Source organism: Pseudoruegeria sp. SK021 (assembly GCF_002119405.1).
Taxonomy (GTDB): domain Bacteria; phylum Pseudomonadota; class Alphaproteobacteria; order Rhodobacterales; family Rhodobacteraceae; genus Meridianimarinicoccus.
Genome location: NZ_MTBG01000010.1, coordinates 38,824 through 63,780, shown reverse-complemented (window position 1 = coordinate 63,780; position 24,957 = coordinate 38,824). Strand labels below are relative to the sequence as shown.

23 protein-coding genes are annotated in these 24,957 nt (G+C 59.9%); 10 read left to right on the top strand and 13 right to left on the bottom strand.

The features are described 5' to 3' along the window. Window positions 1-70: 70 nt before the first annotated feature. Genes BV911_RS08490 through dusB form a run of 3 tightly spaced genes read right to left on the bottom strand, consistent with a single transcriptional unit; the run spans window position 71 to window position 3,470 of the window. Complete coding sequence (locus BV911_RS08490) at window positions 71-1,435, bottom strand: response regulator (protein WP_168184022.1); 1,365 nt, start codon at window positions 1,433-1,435, stop codon at window positions 71-73. Next, complete coding sequence (locus BV911_RS08485; RefSeq protein ID WP_086053169.1) at window positions 1,435-2,517, bottom strand: nitrogen regulation protein NR(II); 1,083 nt, start codon at window positions 2,515-2,517, stop codon at window positions 1,435-1,437. The genes BV911_RS08490 and BV911_RS08485 overlap by 1 nt, the downstream gene beginning before the upstream one ends. Next, complete coding sequence (dusB, locus tag BV911_RS08480) at window positions 2,514-3,470, bottom strand: tRNA dihydrouridine synthase DusB (protein WP_086053210.1); 957 nt, start codon at window positions 3,468-3,470, stop codon at window positions 2,514-2,516. The genes BV911_RS08485 and dusB overlap by 4 nt, the downstream gene beginning before the upstream one ends. 214 nt (window positions 3,471-3,684) lie before the next feature. Between dusB and BV911_RS08475 the strand changes: the two genes are divergently transcribed. From BV911_RS08475 to BV911_RS08465, 3 genes are read left to right on the top strand one after another with little or no spacing between them, the layout of a single operon-like run. After that, window positions 3,685-4,842, top strand: a complete 1,158-nt coding sequence (locus BV911_RS08475; RefSeq protein WP_086053168.1) for a bifunctional 2-C-methyl-D-erythritol 4-phosphate cytidylyltransferase/2-C-methyl-D-erythritol 2,4-cyclodiphosphate synthase — start codon at window positions 3,685-3,687, stop codon at window positions 4,840-4,842. Next, entirely contained in the window at window positions 4,839-5,339 is a 501-nt protein-coding gene (locus BV911_RS08470; RefSeq protein ID WP_086053167.1) for a phosphatidylglycerophosphatase A, read from the top strand. Before BV911_RS08475 ends, BV911_RS08470 begins: the two co-directional genes overlap by 4 nt. Further along, entirely contained in the window at window positions 5,336-5,812 is a 477-nt protein-coding gene (locus BV911_RS08465) for a CinA family protein (RefSeq protein ID WP_086053166.1), read from the top strand. Before BV911_RS08470 ends, BV911_RS08465 begins: the two co-directional genes overlap by 4 nt. On the opposite strand, the gene BV911_RS08460 is transcribed toward BV911_RS08465, so the two are convergent. Next, window positions 5,795-6,256 carry a type II toxin-antitoxin system RatA family toxin gene (locus BV911_RS08460; RefSeq protein ID WP_086053165.1) on the bottom strand — a complete coding sequence of 154 codons (462 nt, stop codon included), beginning with the start codon at window positions 6,254-6,256 and terminating at the stop codon, window positions 5,795-5,797. The two genes, BV911_RS08465 and BV911_RS08460, sit on opposite strands and share 18 nt — an antisense overlap. A 70-nt stretch (window positions 6,257-6,326) precedes the next feature. On the opposite strand from BV911_RS08460, the gene hpt reads away from it, so the two are divergent. Continuing rightward, on the top strand, window positions 6,327-6,866 hold the full coding sequence (hpt, locus tag BV911_RS08455) for a hypoxanthine phosphoribosyltransferase (RefSeq protein ID WP_086053164.1): 540 nt from the start codon (window positions 6,327-6,329) through the stop codon (window positions 6,864-6,866). A 68-nt stretch (window positions 6,867-6,934) separates the two neighbouring features. Here hpt and lipA read toward each other — a convergent pair whose 3' ends face one another. Then, window positions 6,935-7,885, bottom strand: a complete 951-nt coding sequence (gene lipA / locus BV911_RS08450; RefSeq protein ID WP_086053163.1) for a lipoyl synthase — start codon at window positions 7,883-7,885, stop codon at window positions 6,935-6,937. A gap of 128 nt (window positions 7,886-8,013) precedes the next feature. Further along, window positions 8,014-8,931, bottom strand: coding sequence for a hydrogen peroxide-inducible genes activator (locus tag BV911_RS08445; protein ID WP_168184021.1), 918 nt, complete (start codon window positions 8,929-8,931; stop codon window positions 8,014-8,016). 91 nt (window positions 8,932-9,022) lie between these two features. Here BV911_RS08445 and BV911_RS08440 point away from each other — a divergent pair, with 91 nt between their 5' ends. Further along, entirely contained in the window at window positions 9,023-10,528 is a 1,506-nt protein-coding gene (locus BV911_RS08440) for a catalase (RefSeq protein ID WP_086053162.1), read from the top strand. A 97-nt stretch (window positions 10,529-10,625) separates the two neighbouring features. On the opposite strand, the gene BV911_RS08435 is transcribed toward BV911_RS08440, so the two are convergent. From BV911_RS08435 to BV911_RS08425, 3 genes are all read right to left on the bottom strand, one after another. Further along, window positions 10,626-10,862 (bottom strand): hypothetical protein, encoded by a 237-nt coding sequence (locus BV911_RS08435; RefSeq protein WP_086053161.1) that lies wholly within the window; start codon window positions 10,860-10,862, stop codon window positions 10,626-10,628. A 132-nt stretch (window positions 10,863-10,994) separates the two neighbouring features. Continuing rightward, complete coding sequence (locus tag BV911_RS08430; RefSeq protein WP_086053160.1) at window positions 10,995-11,546, bottom strand: RSP_2648 family PIN domain-containing protein; 552 nt, start codon at window positions 11,544-11,546, stop codon at window positions 10,995-10,997. Window position 11,547: 1 nt separating this feature from the next. After that, the gene (locus tag BV911_RS08425) at window positions 11,548-12,711 is read right to left on the bottom strand and encodes an RSP_2647 family RNA methyltransferase (protein WP_086053208.1); all 1,164 of its coding nucleotides are present in this window, start codon (window positions 12,709-12,711) and stop codon (window positions 11,548-11,550) included. Between the two features lie 205 nt (window positions 12,712-12,916). Between BV911_RS08425 and edd the strand changes: the two genes are divergently transcribed. Beyond that, entirely contained in the window at window positions 12,917-14,740 is a 1,824-nt protein-coding gene (gene edd, locus BV911_RS08420) for a phosphogluconate dehydratase (RefSeq protein ID WP_086053159.1), read from the top strand. A gap of 44 nt (window positions 14,741-14,784) precedes the next feature. Continuing rightward, window positions 14,785-15,429: a bifunctional 4-hydroxy-2-oxoglutarate aldolase/2-dehydro-3-deoxy-phosphogluconate aldolase gene (locus tag BV911_RS08415; protein ID WP_086053158.1), complete on the top strand. Its 645-nt coding sequence runs from the start codon at window positions 14,785-14,787 to the stop codon at window positions 15,427-15,429. Between the two features lie 45 nt (window positions 15,430-15,474). Here the strand turns inward: BV911_RS08415 and BV911_RS08410 are convergent, their stop codons facing one another. Next, window positions 15,475-18,255, bottom strand: a complete 2,781-nt coding sequence (locus tag BV911_RS08410) for a glutamine-synthetase adenylyltransferase (RefSeq protein WP_086053157.1) — start codon at window positions 18,253-18,255, stop codon at window positions 15,475-15,477. Window positions 18,256-18,460: 205 nt separating this feature from the next. Between BV911_RS08410 and BV911_RS08405 the strand changes: the two genes are divergently transcribed. From BV911_RS08405 to BV911_RS08395, 3 genes are all read left to right on the top strand, one after another. Then, entirely contained in the window at window positions 18,461-18,844 is a 384-nt protein-coding gene (locus BV911_RS08405) for a DUF2852 domain-containing protein (RefSeq protein WP_086053207.1), read from the top strand. Between the two features lie 62 nt (window positions 18,845-18,906). Next, a complete protein-coding gene (locus tag BV911_RS08400; RefSeq protein ID WP_086053206.1) occupies window positions 18,907-19,362 on the top strand; it encodes an RDD family protein in 456 nt (151 codons plus the stop codon). A gap of 77 nt (window positions 19,363-19,439) precedes the next feature. Beyond that, window positions 19,440-20,273: an arginyltransferase gene (locus tag BV911_RS08395; protein ID WP_086053156.1), complete on the top strand. Its 834-nt coding sequence runs from the start codon at window positions 19,440-19,442 to the stop codon at window positions 20,271-20,273. Between the two features lie 111 nt (window positions 20,274-20,384). On the opposite strand, the gene BV911_RS08390 is transcribed toward BV911_RS08395, so the two are convergent. The 3 genes from BV911_RS08390 to BV911_RS08380 form a co-directional block, all read right to left on the bottom strand. Then, on the bottom strand, window positions 20,385-22,742 hold the full coding sequence (locus BV911_RS08390; RefSeq protein ID WP_086053155.1) for a TRAP transporter large permease subunit: 2,358 nt from the start codon (window positions 22,740-22,742) through the stop codon (window positions 20,385-20,387). 14 nt (window positions 22,743-22,756) lie between these two features. Beyond that, window positions 22,757-23,653 carry a TRAP transporter small permease subunit gene (locus BV911_RS08385; protein WP_086053154.1) on the bottom strand — a complete coding sequence of 299 codons (897 nt, stop codon included), beginning with the start codon at window positions 23,651-23,653 and terminating at the stop codon, window positions 22,757-22,759. Between the two features lie 110 nt (window positions 23,654-23,763). Continuing rightward, window positions 23,764-24,855 carry a TRAP transporter substrate-binding protein gene (locus BV911_RS08380; protein ID WP_086053153.1) on the bottom strand — a complete coding sequence of 364 codons (1,092 nt, stop codon included), beginning with the start codon at window positions 24,853-24,855 and terminating at the stop codon, window positions 23,764-23,766. Window positions 24,856-24,957: the final 102 nt, after the last annotated feature.

Below are 24,957 nucleotides of genomic sequence, written 5' to 3'. Positions count from 1 at the left end.
TAAGGGGGACATCAGCCCCCGACCTAGGGCGCTGATGTTGCGACACATCGGCCACGCCTCTGTTGCCCTATTACATCAATTTGCGCCGACGTGTCACGCGGATATCCAGATCCGTGATTTTCTTCCGCAGGGTGTTCCGATTGATCCCAAGAAGATCGGCGCATTTCGCCTGATTGCCGCCCGTGGCATCCAACGCAATCTCGATCAGCGGCGTTTCCACCTCTTTCAGAATGCGCTGATACAGGCCCGGGGGTGGCAAGACGCCCCCATGCAGATCGAAATAGCGTCGCAGGTGCGATCCGACCGACGCGGATAACTTTTCACTGTCGGTTCTGCCGGAAAGTGGTTCCCGAGAGGGTTGATTTCCAAGGACATTATCAACATCCGCACGGGTAATTGCGTCTTCGGCGCTGGTCACGACCAACCGGCGCACAGTATTTTCCAACTGCCGTACGTTGCCGGGCCATCCGAAACTCCGGATCATTTCCAGCGCGTCGGGGGCAAAGCTGCGGGCCGGATCGCCATCCCGTTCGGCCCGAGCCAGAAAGTGACTGGCCAAAAGCGGGATGTCATCAACCCGTTCGCGCAAGGACGGTACCGCAATCGTTACCCCGCCCAATCGGTAAAACAGGTCTTGCCGGAACTCACCGGCCTCGATCTTGACGGTCAGGTCGCGCTGCGATGTGGCCATGATCCGCGGCACCGGATCGCTGAAATTATCCAGCATCCGCACAATCCGCGCCTGCGCATCACTGCTGAAATCACCCACTTCATCAAACAAAATCGATCCGCCCCGCGCCCGAGCGGTCAAATTGGCGGGTCCATCGGCCCCATCCAGATCGGCCGCCGAGGCCACAATAAAGGGCATGGAACGGCGGTCACTGAAGTCGTGGATTGCTTTCGCAATCAAGGATTTACCCGTGCCACTTTCCCCATGGACCATGACCGGAAGCTCGGTGTTCATGACCCGGGCGACAAGCCGGTAAAGGGCCTGCATCGCCGGGGTCCGCCCCACCAACGGCAGGTCGTCCTGCGCGGAGTCGGTGGCGGCCTTCGGGGTATGAACCCGGCGCTTGACCTCCAACGCCCGCGAGGCGCGTTTCATCAGGTCCGGCAAATCGAAGGGTTTTGGCAGGTAGTCGAAGGCTTCGGCCTCGGCGGCCTGAATCGCGGTCATGATCGTGTTTTGCGCCGAAATCACGATCACCGGCAGGCCCGGCCGTTCGGCTGAAATTCTTGGCAGCGCCTCCAGCCCATTTCCGTCGGGCATTATGACATCCGAGATCACCAGATCCCCCTTGCCCTCTTCGACCCAGCGCATCAGCGTCACAAGGGACGATGTGGCGTGAACCTTGCACCCGGCCCGGGTCAGCGCTTGGGTCAGCACTGTCCGGATCGTGCGGTCGTCGTCGGCAACTAGAACCGTGCCGTCCATCAGGATATCTCCGTCTCTTTAGGTGCGACCGGTAACGAGATTCGAAAAACCGTGCGTCCCGGCACGCTTTCGACCCCGATCCAGCCTTCATGTTCTGCGATGATCTTCGACACCAAGGCCAATCCAAGGCCGGTGCCGTTTTCGCGACCCGACACAAACGGATCGAAAATGTCACTTGCGATCTCGGGCGGGATCCCCGGACCGTCATCAATGACCTCAACCTGAAGCGGCAAGGGTGCGCCGCTGCCATCCGGACGCCGCAACCGCAGCGAGAGGTCATAGAATGTGCGTAGTCTGATGGTGCCGCCGCCATTCTTTTCAGCGGCTTGAGCAGCGTTCTTCATCAAATTTTGGAAAACCTGAAGGATCTGATCCCCGTCGACGTAAGTATTGGGCAGAGACGGATCGTAATCTTCCACGATCTTCATCTGGGCGGCGACGCCGACGCTGGCAGACCGGCGCGCCCGGTCCAGCAGATCATGCAGATTAAGCGAACACCGCTTGGGCGGCCGCAGGTTTCCGAACTGCTCGACCTGCTCTAGCAGCTTCATCACCCGGCGCGCTTCGGCCACGATCAGATCGGTCATTTCGCGATCTTCGGCACTGAGGCTCATGGCCAAAAGCTGCGCCGCGCCGGTGATGCCCGCCAAAGGGTTCTTGATTTCATGGGCCAGCATTTCGGCCATGCCGATGGCGGATTTCGCCGCTGATTTCGACAGGCTGGCCCGGTCCATCCGATCTGCGATCTGGCGCGGTTCTATCAGTAACAGCACCTTGCCAGAATCGTCCGACACCGGGCCGATCTGGATGTTGCAGTGAACCGGCGGGCGGTTGCCGCTGCTGACATCGACATCGTTGATGAACAGCGCCGAGCCATCAATACGGACCCGGGAAAAGGCCCGCTCTAGCGGCGCGTCGATCATGATCCGATCCCAGACCGGCGTGTCGCGCATTGCCTTGGCTGAGGTATTCAGAAAGACCTCGGCTGACGGCGTCACATCGGCAATTGTATCATCGGCATTCAGTAAAATCGCCGGTATCGGCAGCGACGCCCACAGGACGTCTCCCCATTCTATCGTCATGCTGCCATCTCCATTGAGTGCGCCAAAGCATCGGGCAACAGTGTGTGAACCCCAGCGGGCGTGGTGGCGGTCAGCACGCGCTTGCGAAGGTCTGGGGGAGTTTTGGCGTGATCCATGTACCATCCAAGGTGTTTTCGGGCGACCCGCAAGCCAAGCGTCGGGCCGTAAAAGTCCAGCATGATGCTGTGGTGACGGATCACCATATCGACCAACGCGGCCCCTGTGGGAATGGTGGGCGCATCGGTGCCGTAAAGCTCGGCGGCGATGACCGCCAGTTGCCAGGGCCGCCCCTGAACGCCCCGCCCGACCATGACGCCCGCAGCGCCGGATTGCGCAAGGGCAGTCCGGGCGTCGGCGGGGGTGCAGATGTCCCCATTGGCGACGACGGGGATGGACAGTGCCGCGACGGTCTCGGCAATCGCCGCCCAATCAGCATGGCCTTTATAGAACTGACAGCGGGTCCGGCCATGCAACGTCAGCATCTGGATACCGGCCGCTTCGGCCCGAACCGCCAGCCCGCTGACATTGCGGGTGTTATCATCCCAGCCCAGCCGGGTCTTCAGGGTGACGGGGACTTTGACCGCCCCGACCACGGCCTCAATCAACCGCAGCGCGTGGTCTGGATCGCGCAACAACGCCGAGCCAGACAGCCCGCCAACAACCTTTTTCGCCGGACAGCCCATATTGATGTCGATGATCCGCGCCCCATTGGCTTCGACCATGCGGGCCGCTTCGCTCAGCCAATAGACGTCCCGCCCGGCCAGTTGCACCGCCGTCCGGGTCTGATCAAAGCCCAGCTCGGCCCGCTCACGCGCGCCGGGTTTGGCTTGCACCATTTCCTGACTGGCGACCATTTCGCTGACCACCAGACCGACACCGAATTCTGTCACCAATTGGCGCATCGGCAGATCCGTAATCCCAGCCATCGGCGCCAGAAGCACCGGTGGGGTCATCTCTATATCCGCCACATGAAGTGTCAAACGCCTAATCCTTATGCGAACTGACCCTCAGCTACTGGCAAATGACGCAAACCGCAAAGTCCTGCGCCCAAGAAAGGCGGCAAAAAGTTCGCTTTGCTTAATTTTTGTGCGATTGCCGCATTTAAATGCCTAGCATTGTCACTTGCCTGTACTGCAAATAGTAATGGCCGAAACAGGAGAACCGCCAATGCACGCTGCTGCCCTTATCGTCGCTGCCGGTCGCGGAACCCGGGCCGGCGGGATGATACCAAAACAATATCAATTACTTGACGGAAAAACTGTCTTGGAACATGCTCTGACGGCGCTTGGCGGTCATCCCAATGTCAGTCAAATCGTCGTCGTTCTGCATCCCGAGGACCGGGACCGGTTTAAGAACATGGTCACCTGTCCCAGCCATCTTCCCGTAACAATCGTGGTGGGTGGCGCCAGCCGGGATGCCTCGGTGCGGGCCGGGTTGGAGGCGATCATCGCGCCGTGTGACGCGGTCCTGATTCACGACGCGGCCCGGCCCTTGCTGCCACAGGCCGTCATCGACCGGGTTTTAAACGCCCTGCAGACCGCCCCCGGCGCCGCCCCGGCCCTTGGCGTCACCGATGCGCTTTGGACAGGGGCGCAGGGGCATGTATCGGGCGCGGTAGACCGGACCGGGCTGTTTCGCGCCCAGACCCCCCAAGGCTTTCGACTGGACGACATTCGCGCCGCCCATGCTGCCCATCCGGGCGGTGCCATGGATGATGTCGAGGTTGCCCGTGCGCACGGGCTTGACGTGACGATTGTCGAAGGGGATGAACGCAACTTCAAGATCACTCATCCCGGCGATCTGGCGCGCGCCGAATCTCTGCTGACCGTCGACAAAGGAATGACTATGGATATTCGCACCGGAAACGGCTTCGACGTGCATAAATTCGGCCCCGGCTCTGCCGTCACCCTGTGCGGGGTGGTTGTACCGCACGACCATGGGCTGGTTGGGCATTCCGATGCCGATGTTGGCATGCACGCCGTCACTGACGCGATCTATGGCGCACTGGCCTTGGGCGATATCGGCCAGCACTTCCCGCCCAGCGATCCGCAATGGAAAGGCGCCGCAAGTGAGATTTTTCTGCGCCATGCTATGACCGAGGCCACAGCCCGTGGCTTTGCCCTGTCCAATGCCGATTGCACTTTAATCTGTGAACATCCTAAAATCGGCCCTCATGCCGCGGCCATGCGCGCCGCCATGGCCGCCATTATGGGCGTTGATCTGGACCGGATCAGCGTCAAAGCCACCACGTCCGAACGGCTGGGCTTTACCGGCCGCGAAGAAGGCATCGCCGCGTTGGCCAGCGTCACGTTGGTCAAGGCATGAGACTGTCACGCTGGATCGCGACGGTCGGCGGCGTCGGGTTGATGCGCCCCGCCCCCGGAACATGGGGCTCGGCTGCGGCCCTGCCCCTTGGCTACGGGCTGCATGTCTTGGGTGGGCCGCTGCTGCTGGTCGCGGGCGTTTGCGTCACGACCGTCTTGGGCTGGTGGGCAGCCCGGGCCGAGGAACGCGCATCTGGGGCCCATGACGCCAGCGAAATTGTCATCGACGAGGTCGCGGGCCAGTGGATTGCGCTGGTGCCGCTGTCGTTCGGCCTGTGGCATGCGGGGGTCGATCCTTGGCTGTTTCCATGGCCGGGCTGGGTCGGAGCGTTCGTATTGTTCCGGCTCTTTGACATCTGGAAGCCCGGCCCCGTCGGCTGGGCCGATCGGCAACCCGGCGCAGTTGGCGTGATGCTGGATGACCTGATCGCCGGTGCCTTCGCCGCCATCGGCGTGATGCTGGCCGCAGGAATTGCCCATGGCGTCTTCGCCCTATGAGTGCCGCGCGCGTCCTTGAGGCCGCCCGGCGTAAGGGGGTCATGATCGCCGTGGCTGAAAGCTGCACCGGCGGTCTTGTGGCCGGGGCTTTGACCGAAATCCCCGGCTCGTCCGCCGTGTTTGACCGGGGGTTTGTGACCTATACCAACGCCGCAAAAGAAGATTTACTGGGCGTTTTGCCGTTAACCCTTGCCTCTGTAGGCGCGGTATCAGAACTGGTGGCCGCTGAAATGGCCGAAGGGGCGCTGGCCCGGTCGGGGGCGCATGTGTCGGTCGCAACCACCGGCATCGCCGGCCCCGGCGGGTCCGATCACAAACCCGAAGGTCGGGTGTGTTTTGGTCTGGCGCAGGACGGCAAGCCCACCAAAACCGAAACGGTCGAGTTCGGCGCCATCGGGCGCGCCGCCGTGCGCCGCGCATCGGTCGATCATGCCTTGGCGCTGTTGCTGTCGGGGTTAACGGACGGCGACTGAGCCGTACAGCGCCTCGGCCCGTGCCTCAAACGCACGCACGACCCGCTGCATGGCCTCATTGAACACCACCCCGATCACGCCTTGCAGGATGCGGTTACGGAATTCGAAATCGACGAAGAAATCCACCTCACAGCCGCCATCTTCGCGATCCACAAACGCCCAAGTGGACTTCATATAGCGGAATGGTCCATCCAGATACTCGGTGTCGATCTGGTGCGTCTGCGGCCAAAGCGTCACCCGGCTGCCGAATCGTTCGCGGAAGACCTTGAACGAGATCACCAAATCCGCCTCAAGGACTTCGCCATTGTCGATCGGCGTGCGCCCCCGAATCCGTGCCGCGGCACACCACGGCAGAAATTTTGGGTAGGACGCGACATCCGCGACAAGCCCATACATCTGCGCCGCACTGTATGGCAGGGTCCGTTTTTCCGAATGGGTCGGCATAGCGTACCTTTTTCAGTGTGACAGTCGCCGCCGATATCGTAAAGTTCGCCCGTAAGTACAAGGGGACGATATGTCAAAGCGGCCTTATGCCATCGATCAACTCATTTCTGCCAAGGCCATTGCTGCCAAGATAGAGGACCTCGCCCGCGAAATCGAAACGCATTATGCCGGTGTCGACAAACTGGTCGTCGTCGGCCTGTTGCGCGGATCATTCATTTTTATTGCCGATCTGGTGCGCGAACTTGATCTCGCCATCGAGGTCGATTTCATCGAAGCCTCCAGCTATGGCAATGAAACTGTGTCCAGCCGCGAGGTGCGGATCGTCAAAGATTTGCGCGGCGAGATTGCCGGTCGCGATGTGCTGGTGGTCGAGGATCTGGTCGATACCGGCTATACCTTAAGCCACGTCGTCAGCTTGCTAAAATCGCGCGAGCCAAAATCCCTGCACACCATCGTGCTTCTGGACAAGCCGGCACGGCGGGATGTGGATTTCAAGGCCGACTGGATTGGCTTTGAAATTCCAGATGAATTCGTGGTGGGGTTTGGCATCGACTATGCCCAACGCAACCGCAACCTGCCCTTTATTGGCAAAGTCCGCTTTCTGGACTGACCCCGACGCAAAGCTGCATGGTGCGGCAGCGCCGCACCATAACCGAGGCAGAGACATCCCTGCCCGCGTTACCCCTTTGCCAGTTTCGCCTGCCGCGCATCGCGCAACCGCGCGAAATCATCACCGGCATGATAGCTGGACCGGGTCAGCGGCGTTGACGACACCATCAGGAAGCCCTTGCCATAGGCGGCTTTTTCGTAGGACGCGAATTCCTCGGGCGTGACAAACCGGTCGATCACATGGTGCTTCGGCGTCGGCTGCAAATACTGACCGATGGTCAGAAAATCCACATCGGCAGCGCGCATGTCGTCCATGACCTGCAAGACCGACTGACGGTCTTCGCCAAGGCCTACCATGATCCCAGATTTGGTGAACATGGACGGGTCCAGTTCCTTGACCCGCTGCAACAGCCGCAGAGAATGGAAATAACGGGCACCGGGCCGCACCTCAGGATACAGCCCCGGCACCGTTTCAAGGTTGTGGTTGAAGACGTCCGGGCGCGCGGCCACGACGGTTTCCAATACAGACGGGGCGCATTTCAGAAAATCCGGCGTCAGAATTTCGATGGTCGTACCGGGCGAACGGTGCCGGATCGCACGGATGGTTTGGGCGAAATGGTCAGCCCCGCCATCGTCTAGATCATCGCGATCAACGCTGGTGACGACCACATGGTTCAGCCCAAGTTTTTGCACCGCATCAGCAACCCGGCCCGGCTCAAACACATCCAGAGTGTCGGGGCGCCCGGTGGCGACATTGCAGAAGGTACATCCGCGCGTACAAATCTCGCCCATGATCATCATGGTGGCGTGGCCTTGGCTCCAGCATTCCCCGACATTAGGGCAGCCTGCCTCTTGGCACACGGTCGTCAGCTTGTGTTCAGCGATGATCTTCTGCGTGTTGCGATAGCCTTCGGACCCCGGGGCTTTGACCCGGATCCAGGACGGCTTGCGGGGCTGCGGGCTATCGGCCTTTTTGGCCTTTTCCGGGTGTCGCTCGCCGGGGATTTTCAAATCGCGCATAAGTTTCTCCTCTGGGCGGCGTTATAGTTCGACGGTCGCGGCCTGTCATCGCAGAATGGCACATGGCAGGGTTGCATCCTATGTGCAGCGTTTTGCGCCAAAAGGAAACGGGGTCTTATCGGTCACGGTCAGCGCGTCCGTGCGACAAGACGGTCGCCTGCCGTCTGAAACACTGCGGCCAGCGACGCGAACCAGCCATCTTCGGCACTGGTGGCGCGGCGCACCAGCGACAACTGCCGCCCCGGCGCTGGGGCGGAAAAACGCCGCACCGCCAAGCCCGGCGCCGCGTTCGCTTCGGCCTCCAACGCCAATTCAGGCAGAAACGTCAGCCCGTGGTCAGCAGCCACCAACCGACACAGGGTCGATAAGGATGACGCCCCAAGGTTGATCTGCATTTGCCGACGATCCAACGCGCAGACCTCTAACGCCTGATCGGCAAGACAATGGCCTTCGTCCAGCAGCAGCAACTGGTCCGGGTCGACATCCACCGGGCGCAGATCATCGACCCCGGACCCGATCCGCGCCAATCTGCGCTCATGCCCGGCCAGAAGAAATTGATCCCAGAACAGATCCGCGATCACCAACCGGGCATTCGGATCCGGGCGGGCAATTACGATGGCGTCCAGCTTTCCCACCATCAACTCATCCATCAGCAGGTCGGTCTGGGCTTCGCGGATCCGCATGCCGGCCAGGCTGTGCTGGCTTTGCAATTGCTCCAAGACCGTTGGCAAGAGATAGGGGGCCACGGTGGGAATCACGCCCAGATTAAGCTGGCCACCCAACGCATCACGCCGGGCGGCCGATTCCAACTCGCGCACCGATGTCAGAATGGTCCGCACCTGATCCAGAACTGCACGCCCCTTGCGGGTCAGACCGACATCCCGTGGCAGACGTTCGACCAACGCCCCGCCCAATGCCGCCTCCAGATCCTTGATTTGCATCGACAGGGCGGGCTGACTGATATGCATGCGCGCCGCAGCCAGACCAAAGTTCCGGGTCTCGGCAAGGGCCTCAAAGTAGGTCATTTGGCGCAGTGTAATATTCATCAGAAAAACTTATCGTTATTTGAAGAAAATACAACTTTTAATTATTCCAAACTCAGGTCATCTTGCGCCCAGCAGTGAAGGAGACCACGCCATGACCGACAAACCCCGTTTGACCACAAGCGCCGGGGCCCCCGTGCCCAGCAACGACACCTCGATGACCGCAGGCGAGCGCGGACCGGTTCTGTTGCAGGACTATCAACTGATCGAAAAGCTGGCCCACCAGAACCGCGAGCGCATCCCCGAGCGGGTTGTTCACGCCAAAGGTTGGGGCGCGCAGGGCACTTTCACCGTGACCCATGACATTACCAAATATTCCAAAGCGGCGATCTTTTCCGAGATCGGCAAAAAAACCGAAGTTCTGAGCCGTTGGTCGACCGTGGCCGGCGAATCCGGTGCTGCCGATACTGAACGGGACGTGCGCGGCTTTTCCCTGAAGTTCTATACTGAAGACGGCAACTGGGATCTGGTTGGCAACAACACCCCGGTGTTCTTTGTTCGGGACGCCTATAAATTCCCCGACTTTATCCGGACGCAAAAACGGCACCCCAAGACCAACCTGCGCTCGCCCGAAGCGATGTTCGACTTCTGGGCCGCGCAGCCGGAATGTGTGCATCAGGTCACCATCTTGATGTCGGATCGCGGCATCCCGACCAACCCGATGCATATGAATGGCTATGGCAGCCACACATTCAGCTTCATCAACGCGGACGGCGAGCGCTTTTGGGTGAAGTTCCACTTCAAGACCCAGCAGGGCCACAAGCATTACACCAATCAGGAAGCTGAAACCCTGATTGGCAAGACCCGCGAATCCTATCAAGAGGATTTGTACACCGCCATCGACTCCGGCGAGTTCCCGAAATGGACGCTGTTCGTACAGATCATGCCGGAAACCGATGCCGAGAAAGTGCCCTACAATCCGTTCGATCTGACCAAGGTTTGGCCGCACGGCGACTACCCCTTGATCGAGGTGGGCGAGTTGGAAATGAACCGCAACCCGGAAAACTATTTCCAGATGGTTGAAAACGCGGCCTACAGCCCGTCCAACGTTGTGCCGGGCATCGGTTATAGCCCGGATAAGATGTTGCAAGCGCGCGTGTTCTCGTATGCCGATGCGCACCGCTATCGTCTGGGCACCCATTATGAGATGCTGCCAGCCAATGTGGCCAAAGCCGCCAAGGTTCAGCACTATCATAAAGACGGCTCCATGCGGTTCTTCACCAACGACTTCGGCAATGCTGATGCTTATTATGAGCCGAACCAGCATGGCGGTCCGGTCGCAGATCCGTCGGTTGCTGAACCGCCGCTGCGGATCAATGGCGACGCTGCCCGCTATACCCAGCTGGACAGCGATGCCGATTACGTCCAGCCGCGCGCCTTGTTCAATCTGTTCGATGACGATCAGAAAAAGCGCCTGTTCAGCAACTATGCGGCGGCGATGGGGCCCTGCTCGGCTGAGGTCAAAGAACGCTGGTACGCCGTGCTGGCCCGGGTCCATCCCGACTATGCGGCCGGTGTTCGGGCCGCCAATGAGGCCTCGGATAGCGATGTGAACGCCATCTCGGTGACCGACGAGACGCCGACCGAAACCGGCGCATAAGGCCAACCCATCGGGGGCATTGCCCCCACCCCAACATATGACAGCGCCCAGAGATCATCTCTGGGCGTTTGCCGTTTACAGGGATCGTTTACTTAAATCAGATCGGAACGCGGGGACAGGTGGCCTGCACCATATGTGCGGCAATCTGGTCACGCCGAATGCCCATCATCCGAAGCTCGGCGCCGGATTTCGACTGAAGGCGTCCCGCCTCGCCCCAACACGTCCCGGATCGCTCGCCCGGATTAAACCCGAACCCGACCATTGCCAGCGCTGGGTCGATCTTGGGATCAAACGCCGACGGAATTGTCACCTCAAGGCGGCGTACTTGTGCCATTGGAACCCTCTTACTCGTTACTACGGCTCCCCCCGATGTCCCTATTTATGGTGCTGGGTCGTCGCAACAAGGCCCGATGCTGCATAGCAGCATTGCGCGGCACGCCCCAGCAAAGGCGCCCGACGATCCCGATCAAGCGAAGGTTTGCGCCAAGGCCTTGCCGAACCGGGGCAGTCCGGCCCGCTTCAGAATGTGCCGCCGCTGTTGGTCCGGCTGCTCACGATCCGGCATTGCCGCCATCACCCCTGCCACCACCGCCAAAACCCGGACAGGTTCGTCGGTATAAAGTTCCAGCAACAGCCCATCGGGGTGGCGCGGCAGGATGCCATCCCGGGCCAAGGTCCGCCCGGGAAAATCGCGCATATTCAGGGTGACCAATGCGTCGGCTTCGGCCACGATAGCCGTCGCCAGAACATGGCGATCGTTGTCATCGGGCAAGGACAACCGCGCCTCAATATCGGGATCGGCCGCCACACAGGCAGCCGGAAACTGCGCCTGAAGCAAGGCAATTTCGACGCCCGCCTGAGCCGCATCTGCGGGATGGGTACGCAGGACGGCGCGCCGCCATTCCCCCAGAATGCGCTCGGACCACAGCGGCACGATCAGGCCAGCCTCAGCCACCCCGATCAAGATTTGCCGCAGCACCGTCGGGTATAGGACGCAGGCGTCCAGAACCACGCGCATGTCAAAGAATCCGGAAGAACAACGCCTTCAGATAGCCACTTTCCGCCAATTGCGGGTGCAGCGGGTGGTCAGGGGCCGCCGTCCCGGAATGGATCAGCTGACACTGGCGCCCTGCCCGGCCAATGCCGCGAATCGAGGCCATACGGAACTTATCCAACGTCGCGGCATGCGAGCACGAGCACAGGGCCAGATATCCACCCGGCTCAACCAAAGCCGCGCCCAACCGTGCCACCCGCTCATAGGCGCGCAATCCTGCATCCAGCGCCTTTTTCGACGGGGCGAATGCCGGCGGATCGCAGACCACCAGATCAAAGCTTTGCCCTTCTTCAGCAAGGGCCGTCATCGCATCGAAGGCATCGCCCTTCCGGGTTTCGAACCGGTCTGCGACGCCGCTAGCATCTGCGCCTTGCCGCGCAAGGTCCAACGCAGGCTCGGACCCATCCAATGCAAGGGCATGCACCGCACCGCCCGCAAGCGCGGCTAGGGAAAAGCCGCCGACATGGGAAAACACATCCAGCACCCGCGCGCCCGAGGCCAAACGCTGCGCAAAGGCATGGTTATCACGTTGGTCGAAATACAGCCCGGTCTTCTGACCACCGGTCAGGTCGGCCAGATACGTCGCCCCGTTCATCGGCACAGGCACCGGCGCATCAATTGCGCCCACCAGAACCTGACTGATATCGCTTAAGCCTTCCAAGGTCCGGGCCCGGCCCGCCGCGTTCTTGAAAACATGGCTGACGCCGGTAACTTCTTGCAAAGCCGCGACCAACAGATCGAGGCGCGCTTCGGCCCAAGCTGCGTTCGGCTGAATCACCGCAACATCGCCGAAGCGGTCAATGATGACCCCGGGCAAACCGTCAGCTTCGGCATGAACCAACCGATAGAACGGGGTATCGTAAAGCCGCGCCCGCATCGCCTGTGCCACCGACAGACGCGCGGCAAACCACGTCTGATCGATCTCGGCCTCGGGGTTGCGATCCAACATCCGGCAGAAGATTTTCGAACCCGGCGACACGGCAACCAGACCCAACGGCGTACGCTCGGCATCCTGGAGTACGGCAAGGCTGCCCGCTTCCAGCGATTTGGTGCGTCGGTCGACCACCATCTCGTTGTCATAGACCCAAGGAAACCCAAAGCGGATCCGACGGGCATCGGTACGCGGCATCAATCGGACGGTGGCGGAGGTGGTCACAGGTAAGGTTCCTTTCAGGCTTCGGACCCACTGTAATGCGGCCTGCGCGCGGGCGAAAGGCGCGAACAGAGCCGAATTGTCGATGCCTGCGCGGATGGCCCCCGGAATTCTGGTGGCGCTGGTACCGCTAACGGACTAATCTGTCTGCAAAGAGAACCGGACCAACGAAGGTGATGACATGGCGCTTAACCCAGAAGTTGACCGGGTAACGGATCGGATTCGTGCCCGCAGTGAAAAAACCCGCTCAGATTATATGGCGCGGATGCGGGCCGCGGGCGAGGCCGGACCGGCCCGATCGCATCTAAGCTGCGGCAATCAGGCCCATGCCTATGCGGCCATGGGAGCCGAGAAAGAGGCACTGGCGAGCGGACGGCAACCCAATCTCGGCATCGTCACAGCCTATAACGACATGTTGTCGGCGCATCAGCCGTTTGAAACCTATCCGGCGGTGATCCGCGATGCGGCCCGTGCTGCGGGCGGAACCGCGCAGGTGGCGGGCGGCGTTCCAGCCATGTGCGACGGCGTCACCCAAGGCCAGCCAGGAATGGAACTGTCGTTATTTTCGCGCGACGTGATCGCATTGGCGGCGGCGGTATCGCTGAGCCATAACACCTTTGACGCAGCGGCCTATCTGGGAGTTTGCGACAAGATCGTCCCCGGCCTGGTGATCGCTGCGGCAGCCTTCGGGCATATCCCGGGGATATTCATTCCTGCCGGTCCGATGACCAGCGGATTGCCCAATGACGAAAAGTCGAAAGTGCGTCAGCAGTTTGCCACCGGAGAAATCGGACGCGACAAGCTGATGGAAGCCGAAATGGCCAGCTATCACGGCCCCGGCACTTGCACTTTCTACGGCACAGCCAACTCAAACCAGATGTTGATGGAGTTTATGGGCCTGCACCTGCCCGGCGCCTCTTTCGTCAATCCCGGCACACCGCTGCGCGAGGCCCTGACCCGCGCCGCCACCGAACGGGCGCTGGCAATCACCGGGCTTGGCAATGAGTACACGCCCGTCTGCGACGTGCTGGACGAACGCGCCTTCGTCAACGGCATTGTCGGCCTGATGGCCACCGGCGGCTCGACCAATCTGGTCATCCACCTGCCCGCCATGGCCCGCGCCGCCGGGATCATTCTGGACCTGAAGGATTTCGAGGATCTGTCTGAGGTGACCCCGCTTCTGGCAAAAGTCTATCCAAACGGATTGGCCGATGTGAACCATTTCCACGCCGCCGGTGGTCTGGGCTATATGATCGGCCAACTTCTGGACGCAGGCCTGATGCATCCCGATACCAAGACTGTCGCGGGCGACGGGATGAACCTGTATACCCAAGAACCCAAATTGGGCGACGACGGGCTCAACTGGACCGCAGGCGCAGGCAAATCCCAAAACGACCGGATCCTCCGCCCGACCACGGACCCGTTTCAGAAAAGCGGCGGCGTGAAACAACTGGTCGGCAATTTGGGACGCGGCGTGATGAAGGTGTCGGCCGTGGCACCAGAACGCCATGTGATCGAGGCCCCTGCGCGGATTTTCCACGATCAGGAGTCGGTCAAAGCCGCATTCAAGGCGGGCGAGTTTACCTCGGACACCGTGGTTGTGGTCCGATTTCAAGGACCAAAATCGAACGGAATGCCCGAATTGCACGGGCTGACCCCGACGCTTGCGGTCTTGCAGGACCGGGGCCTGCGGGTCGCACTGGTCACCGATGGCCGGATGTCCGGTGCCTCGGGCAAGGTGCCAGCCTGCATCCACGTCGCCCCCGAAGCCACCGAAGGCGGCATTCTAGCCAAGCTGCGCGACGGCGATCTGATCCGGGTCGATGCAACCGCCGGCGTCCTTGAGGTTTTGACCGACGGGGTCGACGACCGACCCGCCGTCACCCCCGACCTGTCGGCCAACAGTTTCGGCATGGGCCGCGAATTGTTCGAAGTCTTTCGTCGGACGGTCGGCCCGGCCAGCGAAGGCGCTGGTGTCGCAGTTGCGCCCGCTCTGCCAGCCTGACAAAGATTATCAAGTTCTTCAGAATTTAGAAAAAGGTTGACGACATGACCCCTGAATCTGCAAGCAAGCAATTGCTCGAAGTCGCCCGCAAGGCGCCGGTCATTCCCGTATTGGTGATCGACGATGCTGGTCGCGCGCGCGATCTTGCTGAGGCACTGGTCGCGGGCGGTCTCTTTGCGCTGGAAATCACGTTGCGGACCCCGCAAGCGCTGGATGCCATCCGCGCTATGGCCGATGTCCCCGGAGCGATCATTGGCGCAGGCACCATCCTGACCCCGGACGACGCCAGCCGCGCCATGGATGCGGGCGCGACCTTTGCCGTCTCTCCCGGCAGTACGGATACGTTGCTCGACGCTTGCGAAGCTGCCAATTTCCCGATGCTGCCCGGCATCGCGACCTGCAGCGAAGGGATGCACCTGCTCGCCCGTGGATATAGCTTCATGAAGTTTTTCCCGGCCGAGGCCAATGGCGGGGTTCCGGCCCTGAAAGGCATCGGTGCACCCCTGCCGCAGATCACCTTCTGCCCCACGGGTGGCGTGTCTCTTGCCAACGCGCAGTCCTATCTCGACTTGTCCAACACGGTTTGCGTGGGCGGGTCATGGGTCGCGCCGAAAGACATGGTTAACAGCGGCGACTGGGAGGGCATCACCAAGCTGGCCTCTGAAGCCTCCAAGCTGATCGCACGCTGATCCGTTCAGTGCGCTGAATTCTTGCGCCGCCGTTCTGACCTTAGATCAGGATGGCGGTGCCAAGACCCGATTGATGACGGCAGCGGCCGCCTCTGTCCGCTCCGTCAACATCGCCTCCAACGCTGCGAGACTGTCTTGACCGGTTTCGTGCAGCAAGACATCCCGTCCCCCCTGTCCCAACGCATCAGGGTTTAACGGTTGATCCGTCAGCAACCGCGCCGACAACTTGATGGCCGAAAAAATCTGATGCGCACTCAGCAAGGCCGCGCGATCCTCGGCTGAGACACCCTCACAGTCCAAGGCAAGTTGATCCTCAACAGTCCGGCAGGGCGAGCCTGCCAACAACGCCATGGCCTGAGCAAACAGTTCTACATCCTGAAGACCGCCCGCTCCGGCGGCGAAATCCCAGTTGCCGCGCCGAGGCTTTGCCGCCGCCAGTCGTGCCCGCATTTCGGACAGATCACGAAACACATCCTCGCGCAGACGCGGGGCCGCCAGAACCGTCTCGCGGAACGCGTCAATATCGGCCGCGAGGGATGCATCGCCCGCCATTGGCCGGGCGCGGGTCAGGGCCAGATGTTCCCACGTCCAAGCGTCTGTCTGCTGATAGGACTGGAACGCAGTCCACGATGCGGCCGCCGGTCCCTGCCGCCCAGACGGACGCAGGCGCATATCCACTTCATACAGCGTCCCGCCCGCGGTCTGCACACTCAGCCCCGTCACCAGCGCTTTGGTCAGGCGGGCGTAATAGGTGCGTGATGGCAGCGGTTTCGGCCCCACCGATTCCGCATCGGCAGGCGCGTCGTAAATCATGATCAGATCAAGGTCAGAGCGGGCATTCAGTTGCCGGGCCCCCAAGGACCCCATGCCCAGCACTACCGCACCACGCCCCGGAAGCGGGCCGTGTTTTCGCGCGAACTCGTCGCAAATGACCGTCCACATCGCCGCGAGCACCGCCTCGGCAAGATCGGAATATTCCTCGAACGCTTGCGCGGTTCCGATTAAGCCGCGCAATTGGTGGACCCCGATCCTGAAATGCCAATCTTTCTTCCAAGCCCGGGCGGTATCCAACTTACGCTCAAAATCCAGATCCGGGTCGGACAGTCGCGCGGTCAAGTCGGCAGTCAGAGCCTCACGCCCCGGCCAGTGCTGGAAGAATGCCCCGCCGATAACCGCATCCAAGACTTCCGGATGCGCGCCCAAATAGACCGCAAGCGCCGGCGAAGTGGACGAGATATCAACCATAAGATCGATCAACTGAGGATTGGCGTCGAACAGAGAAAACACTTGAACTCCGGCCGGCAAGCCTTTGAGAAAGCCATCAAACTGTACGATTGCTTCATCTTTGTTGGCGGCCTTTTCAAAGCCCTGCAACAGCCGCGGCAAGACCCGGTCGAACAATCCCTGCGCCCGTCGTGACCGCAATGCCGGATACGCCCGCCAACGCGCGATTAATGTGCTGGTGGTTTCTGAGATTTCTGTCTCGGGTTTCTGGGCCGGACTGGGGGTAAAGAAACTCTCGGTTAACTCATGCACCCGATGGAACAGTTCGCGTAGCTCGGCCTGCAAAGCGGGAACATCATCCGCGCCGAGGAACATGGCCATCCTTTGCCAGCCCGCGTCGGTCTGCGGCAGATGGTGGGTCTGAGTGTCCTGAATCATCTGGGCCCGATGCTCCAGATCGCGCAGTCGGCCATAGTCACGGCTCAGCTCAGTGGCGATCTCAGACGTGATCCACCCTTTCTCGGCCAGTCCTTGCAGCCCGGCCCGGGTGCCACGCATTCGCAAGCTCTTATCCCGCCCGCCTGCGATCAATTGCTGTGTCTGGGTGAAGAATTCAATTTCGCGAATGCCACCGCGACACAGTTTGACATTACGCCCGTCCAGAATATCAGTGTCGTACTGGCCTTTGTGATCGCGGATTTTTTGCAGGATATCCTGAATGTCCTGCACGGTGGTAAAGTCCAGATGGCGGCGCCAAATGAAGGGTCGGATGTCTTTTAAAAACCGCCGTCCCACCGCGATGGCCCCGGCGGCGGGTCGCGCCTTGACGAAGGCCGCACGCTCCCATGTTCGACCAAGCGCTTCATAATAGCGTTCCGCCGCAGACACCGATATTGCAACCGGCGTCGCTGACGGATCAGGACGCAGCCGAAGATCGGTACGGAAGACATAGCCGTCGCCGGTCAGATCCGACAGATACGACATCGCCCGCCGCACAGCTTTTGCTTGCAGGGTCCGAACAGTGCCCACATCTTCCGGGTCAAAGCGCTGGTCATCGAACAGGCAAATCAGATCGATATCGGAGGAGTAATTTAACTCTCCGGCCCCCATCTTTCCCATGGCAATGGCCACCAGACCGGCAGCATCTTTGATATCATCCGCAGTTTGGCCGGGGAACTTCCCGCGCGACAAATCCGGCAACAGCGCCGTTTTCAGCGCGGCATCCAGCGCCCGGTCCGCAAATCGAGACAACCCGCCCGTCACCTCCTCCAGCGTCCAGACTCCGCCCAGATCAGCAAGTGCCACCAACAACGACACTTTCTGCTTGGCCAGCCGCAATGCCACCGGTGTCTCGGCATGGGATCCGGGCGTTACCCCATCCAGCACAGAGTCCAAGGCCGCCTCAGGGTCTGTGTCCATGACCTCTTCAAGCCAGTCACCATGCCGGGCCATCAGACCAGCCAGATAGGGGCTACATCCCGCCGTCCCGGCGAGAAGGTCTTTTGTCGGCCCCGTCGCCCATGGCAGGTGACGCAAAGCTTCGCTGGCCATTTCGGGATCAAATGGCAAAGGCGTACAAGTGATTTTCTGGCTGAATGTCATGGCTCAACATGCGGATCTGCATGGCCGGGGTCAACGGCGATGCGTACCTCCGCGGCAGCTTTTCGCACAGCATGTCCGGCCGCGGCCATGCGCGCCAAAAATGTAAAACTATTTTACATACCCCCTTGACCAACGGCCGGGGAATGACAATCTAGGCAATGTGAAACGCATTCACATTGCCCCTGAAACAACATTGGAGACCACGATGAATACTGTCGCCACCTGGCCATCCCAAGCCGAAAACTGGCTCGATCAGCGCGGTAAAGGCGCCTGGATCGCGGCAATGGTCCTTGGCTTTTTTCTGTTCTGGCCTGTTGGCCTTGCCCTTCTTGCCTATATGATCTGGAGCAAACGCATGTTCGGAACCTGTTCAAAACGCACTCGCATGAAACACCACGCCTTCAAATCTTCGGGAAATTCGGCTTTTGACGCCTATAAAGCGGACACATTGCGCCGCCTCGAAGAAGAGCAGGACAACTTCCAGTCTTTTCTGAAGCGTCTGCGCGATGCCAAGGACAAGGCCGAGTTTGACCAATTCATGGATGATCGTGACCGCAAGGCCCAAGCGATCGAACCGCAAGAAACGTGATCACCAACACCCACTGCGCCGCGGCCTATCCGGGCCGCGGACCGCGCATTGGAGGGAGCAAAATGACATCTTCAGAACCGCTTTGGGGTCTGCCCGACCCTGACAGCCACGCCGAATTTTATTCAGGGACTGTCGTCAAACGGTTCCTCGCTTGGATCGTCGATACGATCCTGATTTTGGTCCTATGCGTTCTTGCCCTGCCATTTACGGCCTTTGTCGGCGTATTCTTTTTTGCCGGACTGTTTCTTGCAATCGGGTTGTGCTATCGGATCAGCAGTCTGACGGCATGGTCTGCAACCCCCGGTATGCGCTTAGTGGCGATCGAGTTTCGCAATGGCCGCGGCGACCGGTTCGACCTGACAACAGCCTCGGCCCACACCGTTCTGTTCCTGATCATGACCTCCCTGTTCCCACTTCAGATCCTGTCCATGCTGTCCATGCTGGTCAGTGCCCGTGGCCAAGGTCTGAACGATCATCTGCTGGGCACGGCGGCGATCAATCAAGCCCGGGAATGGTAACCTTTTCCGGAGTTTCAGAAGGGGTTGGCGGCACGGTCAGCTATTGCTAGGCTGGCCGCAAACAGCCTTGGAAACCGATGCGCCACACCCTTCCTCTTGCACCGCAGTTCTATGTGACAGCGCCGCAGCCCTGCCCGTATCTTGCGGGACGGATGGAACGGAAATTGTTTACCGCGCTTCAAGGTGATTATGCCGAAACGCTGAACGATTCCTTGTCGAAACAAGGATTTCGCCGATCTCAGAATGTGCTCTACCGCCCGTCCTGTGCCGATTGCAGCGCTTGTATGTCAGCCCGCATCCGCATCGCGGATTTCGAGCCCACGAAAAGCCAGCGCCGGACTATGCGCCGCAACAGCCATTTGATCCGGCGCGCCAACTCGCCTTGGGCGACAGAGGATCAGTTTCAACTGTTCCGCTCCTATCTTGATTCGCGTCATGCGATGGGGGGCATGGCCGACATGGATATCTTTGAGTTTGCCGCTATGGTGGAAGAGACGCCAATCCGCTCGCGGATCGTGGAATACTCCACCCCGCCAGAGCCGGGATTGAGCCGCGCTGAATTGACCGCGGTCTGTCTGACCGATGTCCTCGATGACGGGCTGAGCATGGTCTATTCGTTCTACGACACGGATTTGGTGCAACAGAGCCTCGGAACCTATGTCATTCTGGACCATATCCAGATCGCGCGCGAAGCCGGGCTGCCCTATGTCTATCTGGGCTATTGGGTGCCCGGCAGCCCGAAAATGGGCTATAAAGCCAAGTTCAGCGCGCTTGAAATCTATAAGAATGGCCTGTGGCAGGATCTTGGCGATCCAAGGGACCACGACAACGAAACCCACCCTTTGTCCGTCGATCCCATCGCCGAACAAGTCGCTCGCATCAGCCTGCCCGACACCATGTCATCACGCTGACGCAGACCGATACCCCCACCGCATCTCTGTGATCCACGCACCGCTTCTAGGCGCAGTTTGCGATCAAGGCGGGCCGTCCAGCGGCCCGCCTTTGGGGTAAGTTCGCGTGGCTCAGTTGCTCAACAGGTTGGGCACAATCGTCACCACCGACGGGAACATCCACAACAGACCCAACCCGGCCACTTGGATCATCACGAACGGAATGACCCCACGATAGATGTGCTGCGTGGTGACTTCGGGCGGCGCAACGCCCCGAAGATAGAACAGCGCAAAGCCAAACGGCGGCGTCAGGAAGGACGTCTGCAAGTTCACCGCGATCATGATGGTCACCCATTTCGGGTCCATCGTGCCGCCATAAATGACCGGCCCGACAATCGGCACCACGATGTAGATGATTTCGAGGAAATCCAGAACGAATCCCAGAACGAACAACACCAGCATCACGATCAGGAACACGACCATTTCGTTGTCGAAACTGCGCAGGAATTGCTGAATGTAATGTTCGCCGCCGAAGGAAATCACCACAAGGTTCAGAACCTGCGATCCGATCAGGATCGTGAATACCATGGAGGTCACCTTGGCGGTTTCCCGCACCACCGGACCCAAGACACCATCCCGCAGCAGAATCCAGCAACTGAACAGAATGCCGAAAACCGCAAAGTGGTAAGTCGCGATGGCTACGATAAAGGCGAAATATTCCTCGGGTAGAACCTGTTCGCGGCCCAACCGAAGGTCGAAATTCACCCCAACGAGGATCATGATCACGATCGAAAAAGTGGCCTGAATGATAATCTTGCCACTTCTGCCCTGATCGGTCAGCCGTCGGTAAGCGGCCAGAAGAATGGCCCCCGATGCGCCTAATGCGGCCGCCGGTGTCGGGTTGGTGATGCCGCCAAGAATTGAGCCAAGCACCGCAACGATCAGCACAAGCGGCGGAAACACCACCCGGATCAGATCATTGCGCCCCAGCCGGATCGCGGCCTCCTTGCAGCCGTACAGCGTCAACGCCAAGGGAATGGCCAGCAGCAGGACACTGGTGCCTTCGGACATCGTCGGACCGATCAGAAAGGCGTCAACTAGGAAAGCAAGCGCAACTCCCAGCAGACCGATCGCCAAAGGCCGCGGATCGGCGCTTGGCGCAACGCCCCGCGCCGTGGTCAGGACCAAGGCGAGGAAAATAAAGCCGATGGCGATTGAAGAACTGATCGGCGCCGCGGCATCGATTTTGTCCAGACGGGCCTGTTGCAACTCGTCCGGGGTCAGCGCGTGACTGGCAACAGCACCGCCCGAGGCTTCAATGGCCTGCTGTTGCGCAATCGCCTGATCCCATTTGTCTTGACCGTGCAATTCGATCATCGATGCCTGACAAGTCGCAGAGACATTGGTCCGCAGCGATGCGGCTTTCGACGCGTCCGACTGGCTGTCTACGGTCAGGTTCTGTGACCCAATCACCCCCACCTGCGCAAGCAGCATCGCGCCGACGATCAGTGCCACTGGCATGCCCAGAAACCATGTCAGCCCGTCGCTGCGGGTGATGACCTCACCCCCCGATGACGCTTCGGTATGGACCGGCGGCGCATGGCGCGGATCGTAGAAGGCAAAGGCAAGGGCATACAGCGCGTACAGCGCAGCCAGCAAAATTCCCGGCAGGATCGCTGCTTGAAACAATGTCCCAACCGACACCACCGCCGCCTGTCCCAGATAGGTCAGCGCGTCGGTACAGCCCGCCGCTTGGGCGCGGACCTCTTGCGCCGCCGCATACAGATCGCCCGCCAACGTCCCAAGCAGCACAATCACGATGGAGGGCGGAATGATCTGCCCCAGCGTGCCCGACGCCGCGATGACGCCGGTGGCCAGTTCCGGCGAATAGTTGTGCCGCAGCATCGTCGGCAATGACAGCAACCCCATGGTCACGACGGTCGCGCCGACAATCCCGGTCGAAGCGGCAAGAAACGCCCCCACCACCACCACCGACACAGCCAGACCGCCGGGCATCGGGCCGAACACCCGGGCCATCGTGGTCAACAAATCGTTGGCGATACGCGAGCGTTCCAACGTGATCCCCATCATCACGAACATCAAGACCGCCAACAGCGTCTCAATGGATTGCCCGGCGAACACGCGCTCATTCATCCGGTTGACGATAAACGACAAATTGCGGTCAATCGCCACCTGCCAGCCGTCCGGGAACAACGCTTCTTGATAGCGCGGCAACTCAGGGTATCGGAAATGCGAAATATCTAATCGAGAGATACCGCTGTCCACCAGCCCTTGATACGCAGCGCTGGACGTATCCACCGCCTGATGCACCAGCACGCCGGCGCTATCCAGCGCTGCGATGATCCCAAACGACAATACACCTGCGCCACCGATGGCGAATGCGACCGGGAAACCGGTCAAAATCCCGCCGAATAGGCATAGGACGACGATGAGAAGGCCGGCCTCGACCCCATCAAGCCCAAAAAGCATAGTCCCCGTCCCTTTTAATGAATGCTGGCAACTTGCTCGGCGATGTCATCGTCCAGCGTGTCGGGATCATGATAGCGCCCGTCAGCCTGTTCACCTTCCAGCAGTTCCAACAAATTCCTATAGAAGAAGGTCATGGCCTGAATCACCATCATGAACACAAAGGCGACGATCAAGATTTTGAACAGGAAATAGGCGTTGAACCCATTGGGCGAGAACCCAATGGTTTCCACATTCCATTTCACAATCCGTGCCTTGCGCATCAAAAGCTCTATCTTGTCCGACGCGGAAATATTCGGTGTGATCAGGTGCCGCCACAGGAAGAACCAGGCGTAAAGCCAGGTCAGTACCAGCACGGGGATCATGAACACCAAACACCCCACCATATCGATGATCTTCTTTGCCCGCCGCGACACCGCGCCATAGACCAGATCAACCCGAACGTGGCCGCCCTGAATAAAGGTATAGGCGCAGCACAGAGCCACGATCGCGGCATTGTAGAGTTTAAGTTCTTCGCTGAACCAACTGAGATCCTTGGTAAACACCTTTCCGAACGGGCCTACCGAAATCTCTGAAACCAGAAACACCCGCTGCAGAAATACGATGATGGTCTGTTGCAGCACCATCACCAGCCCGACCCAAGCTGCCGCGCGGCCGACTGAATTTCCGAACCATTCCCCGCAGCGAACGAAGCCCCAAAGCACCTGTCTTCGCCACAATCCAACGACTGTCAGAACGACAAAGAACGCGAAGAAGACAAAGAAAAGCTGAACCGAGCCGCCGTAATAGGCAAACCTCATGATGGCCTCAGGATTCCCCCAATTTAACCAGAGACCCGGATGCAGGACCGCATAGGCGAAATTGTAGAAGGCCATGACAAATTGAGTCAGAATCCACAGGATACCGTCGAACATCGGAGGTCCTTTCGTCCGCACACCGATAGGGAATTAACCGCGTCGCACCCATCGCGACACGGATAATCCACATACCACTGGTCCCGGAAAAACCGGGACCAGTGGTGCTATCACATGGCCGCGAGAACGCGGTTGCGTTGTAAGGTGTAGAGGCTGTCGGATTTCTGCATCCAGTCCGACGATTCAGTCATGCCGTTCATGGCGCTTTCAAAGACGTCAGCGAAAATCTCGTCATCCATGAAGCTTTGCAGGACCGACACTGAGGCCGCCCCAAACGCGTCCCAAATCTCAGGCGAGAATTCCTGAACTTTGGTTCCGCCTGCCACCAGCCGCTTCATTGCAGGGCCGTTATTCGCAATGAACAGGGCATAGTTGTGCTGATGCGCCTCTGCAGCTGCGATCTCGATCGCTTTTTGATGTTCGGGCGACAGACCGCTGAAAACATCCAAGTTACAGCCGACCGACAGGCCCGCGCCCGGTTCATGGAAACCGGCAGGATAGTAGTATTTACACACTTCCTGAAGGCCAAGGCGTTCGTCCGACCACGGCCCGATCCATTCGGTGCCGTCAAGCGCGCCGCTGGCAAGGGCTTGGTAAATCTCACCGCCGGGAAGGTTTTGAACCGATGCGCCCAATTCGCCCATGGCTTTGCCGCCAAGGCCGGGCATCCGGAACTTAAGACCTTGGAAATCCTCTGGAGAGTTGATTTCCTTTCGGAACCATCCGCCACCCTGAGCACCAGTTTGACCCGCGAGGAATGGGCGAATTCCGAAAATCTCGCCCAGTTCATGGTGCTTGGCCATACCGCCTTGGCCGTAATACCACGTCATTAGCTCTGGCGCGGTCATCCCGAAGGGAACTGCGGTGAAAAACGCCCATGCCGGGCTTTGGTTGACCCAGTAGTAATCCGCCCCGTGATAGATGTCGGCCTGACCCGACGCCACGGCATCGAAGGATTCCAACGCGCCGACCAGTTCGCCGGCACCCTTGGCGTCAATGATTAGCGAACCGCCGGTAATTCCAGCAACATTGTCCGAAAACCGTTCTACGGAATCCCAAACGCCTGCCAAACCGCGCGGCCACGTGGTGACCATGGTCAGCGTTTTTGCCGAACCTTGCGCATAGGCCGGAGCCGCCAATGCTGACGCCGCAGCGGCCGATCCGCCAAGCGCCGAATTCCGTAAGAATGAACGTCGATCCATGTGGTAGTATCCTCCCAGATTTTTGTGATCGGCTCATTACCGGCCGATGCTTATATCGTCTGTCGATACTACGCACGCGCCCCGCTCAAGCAATAAAATTCT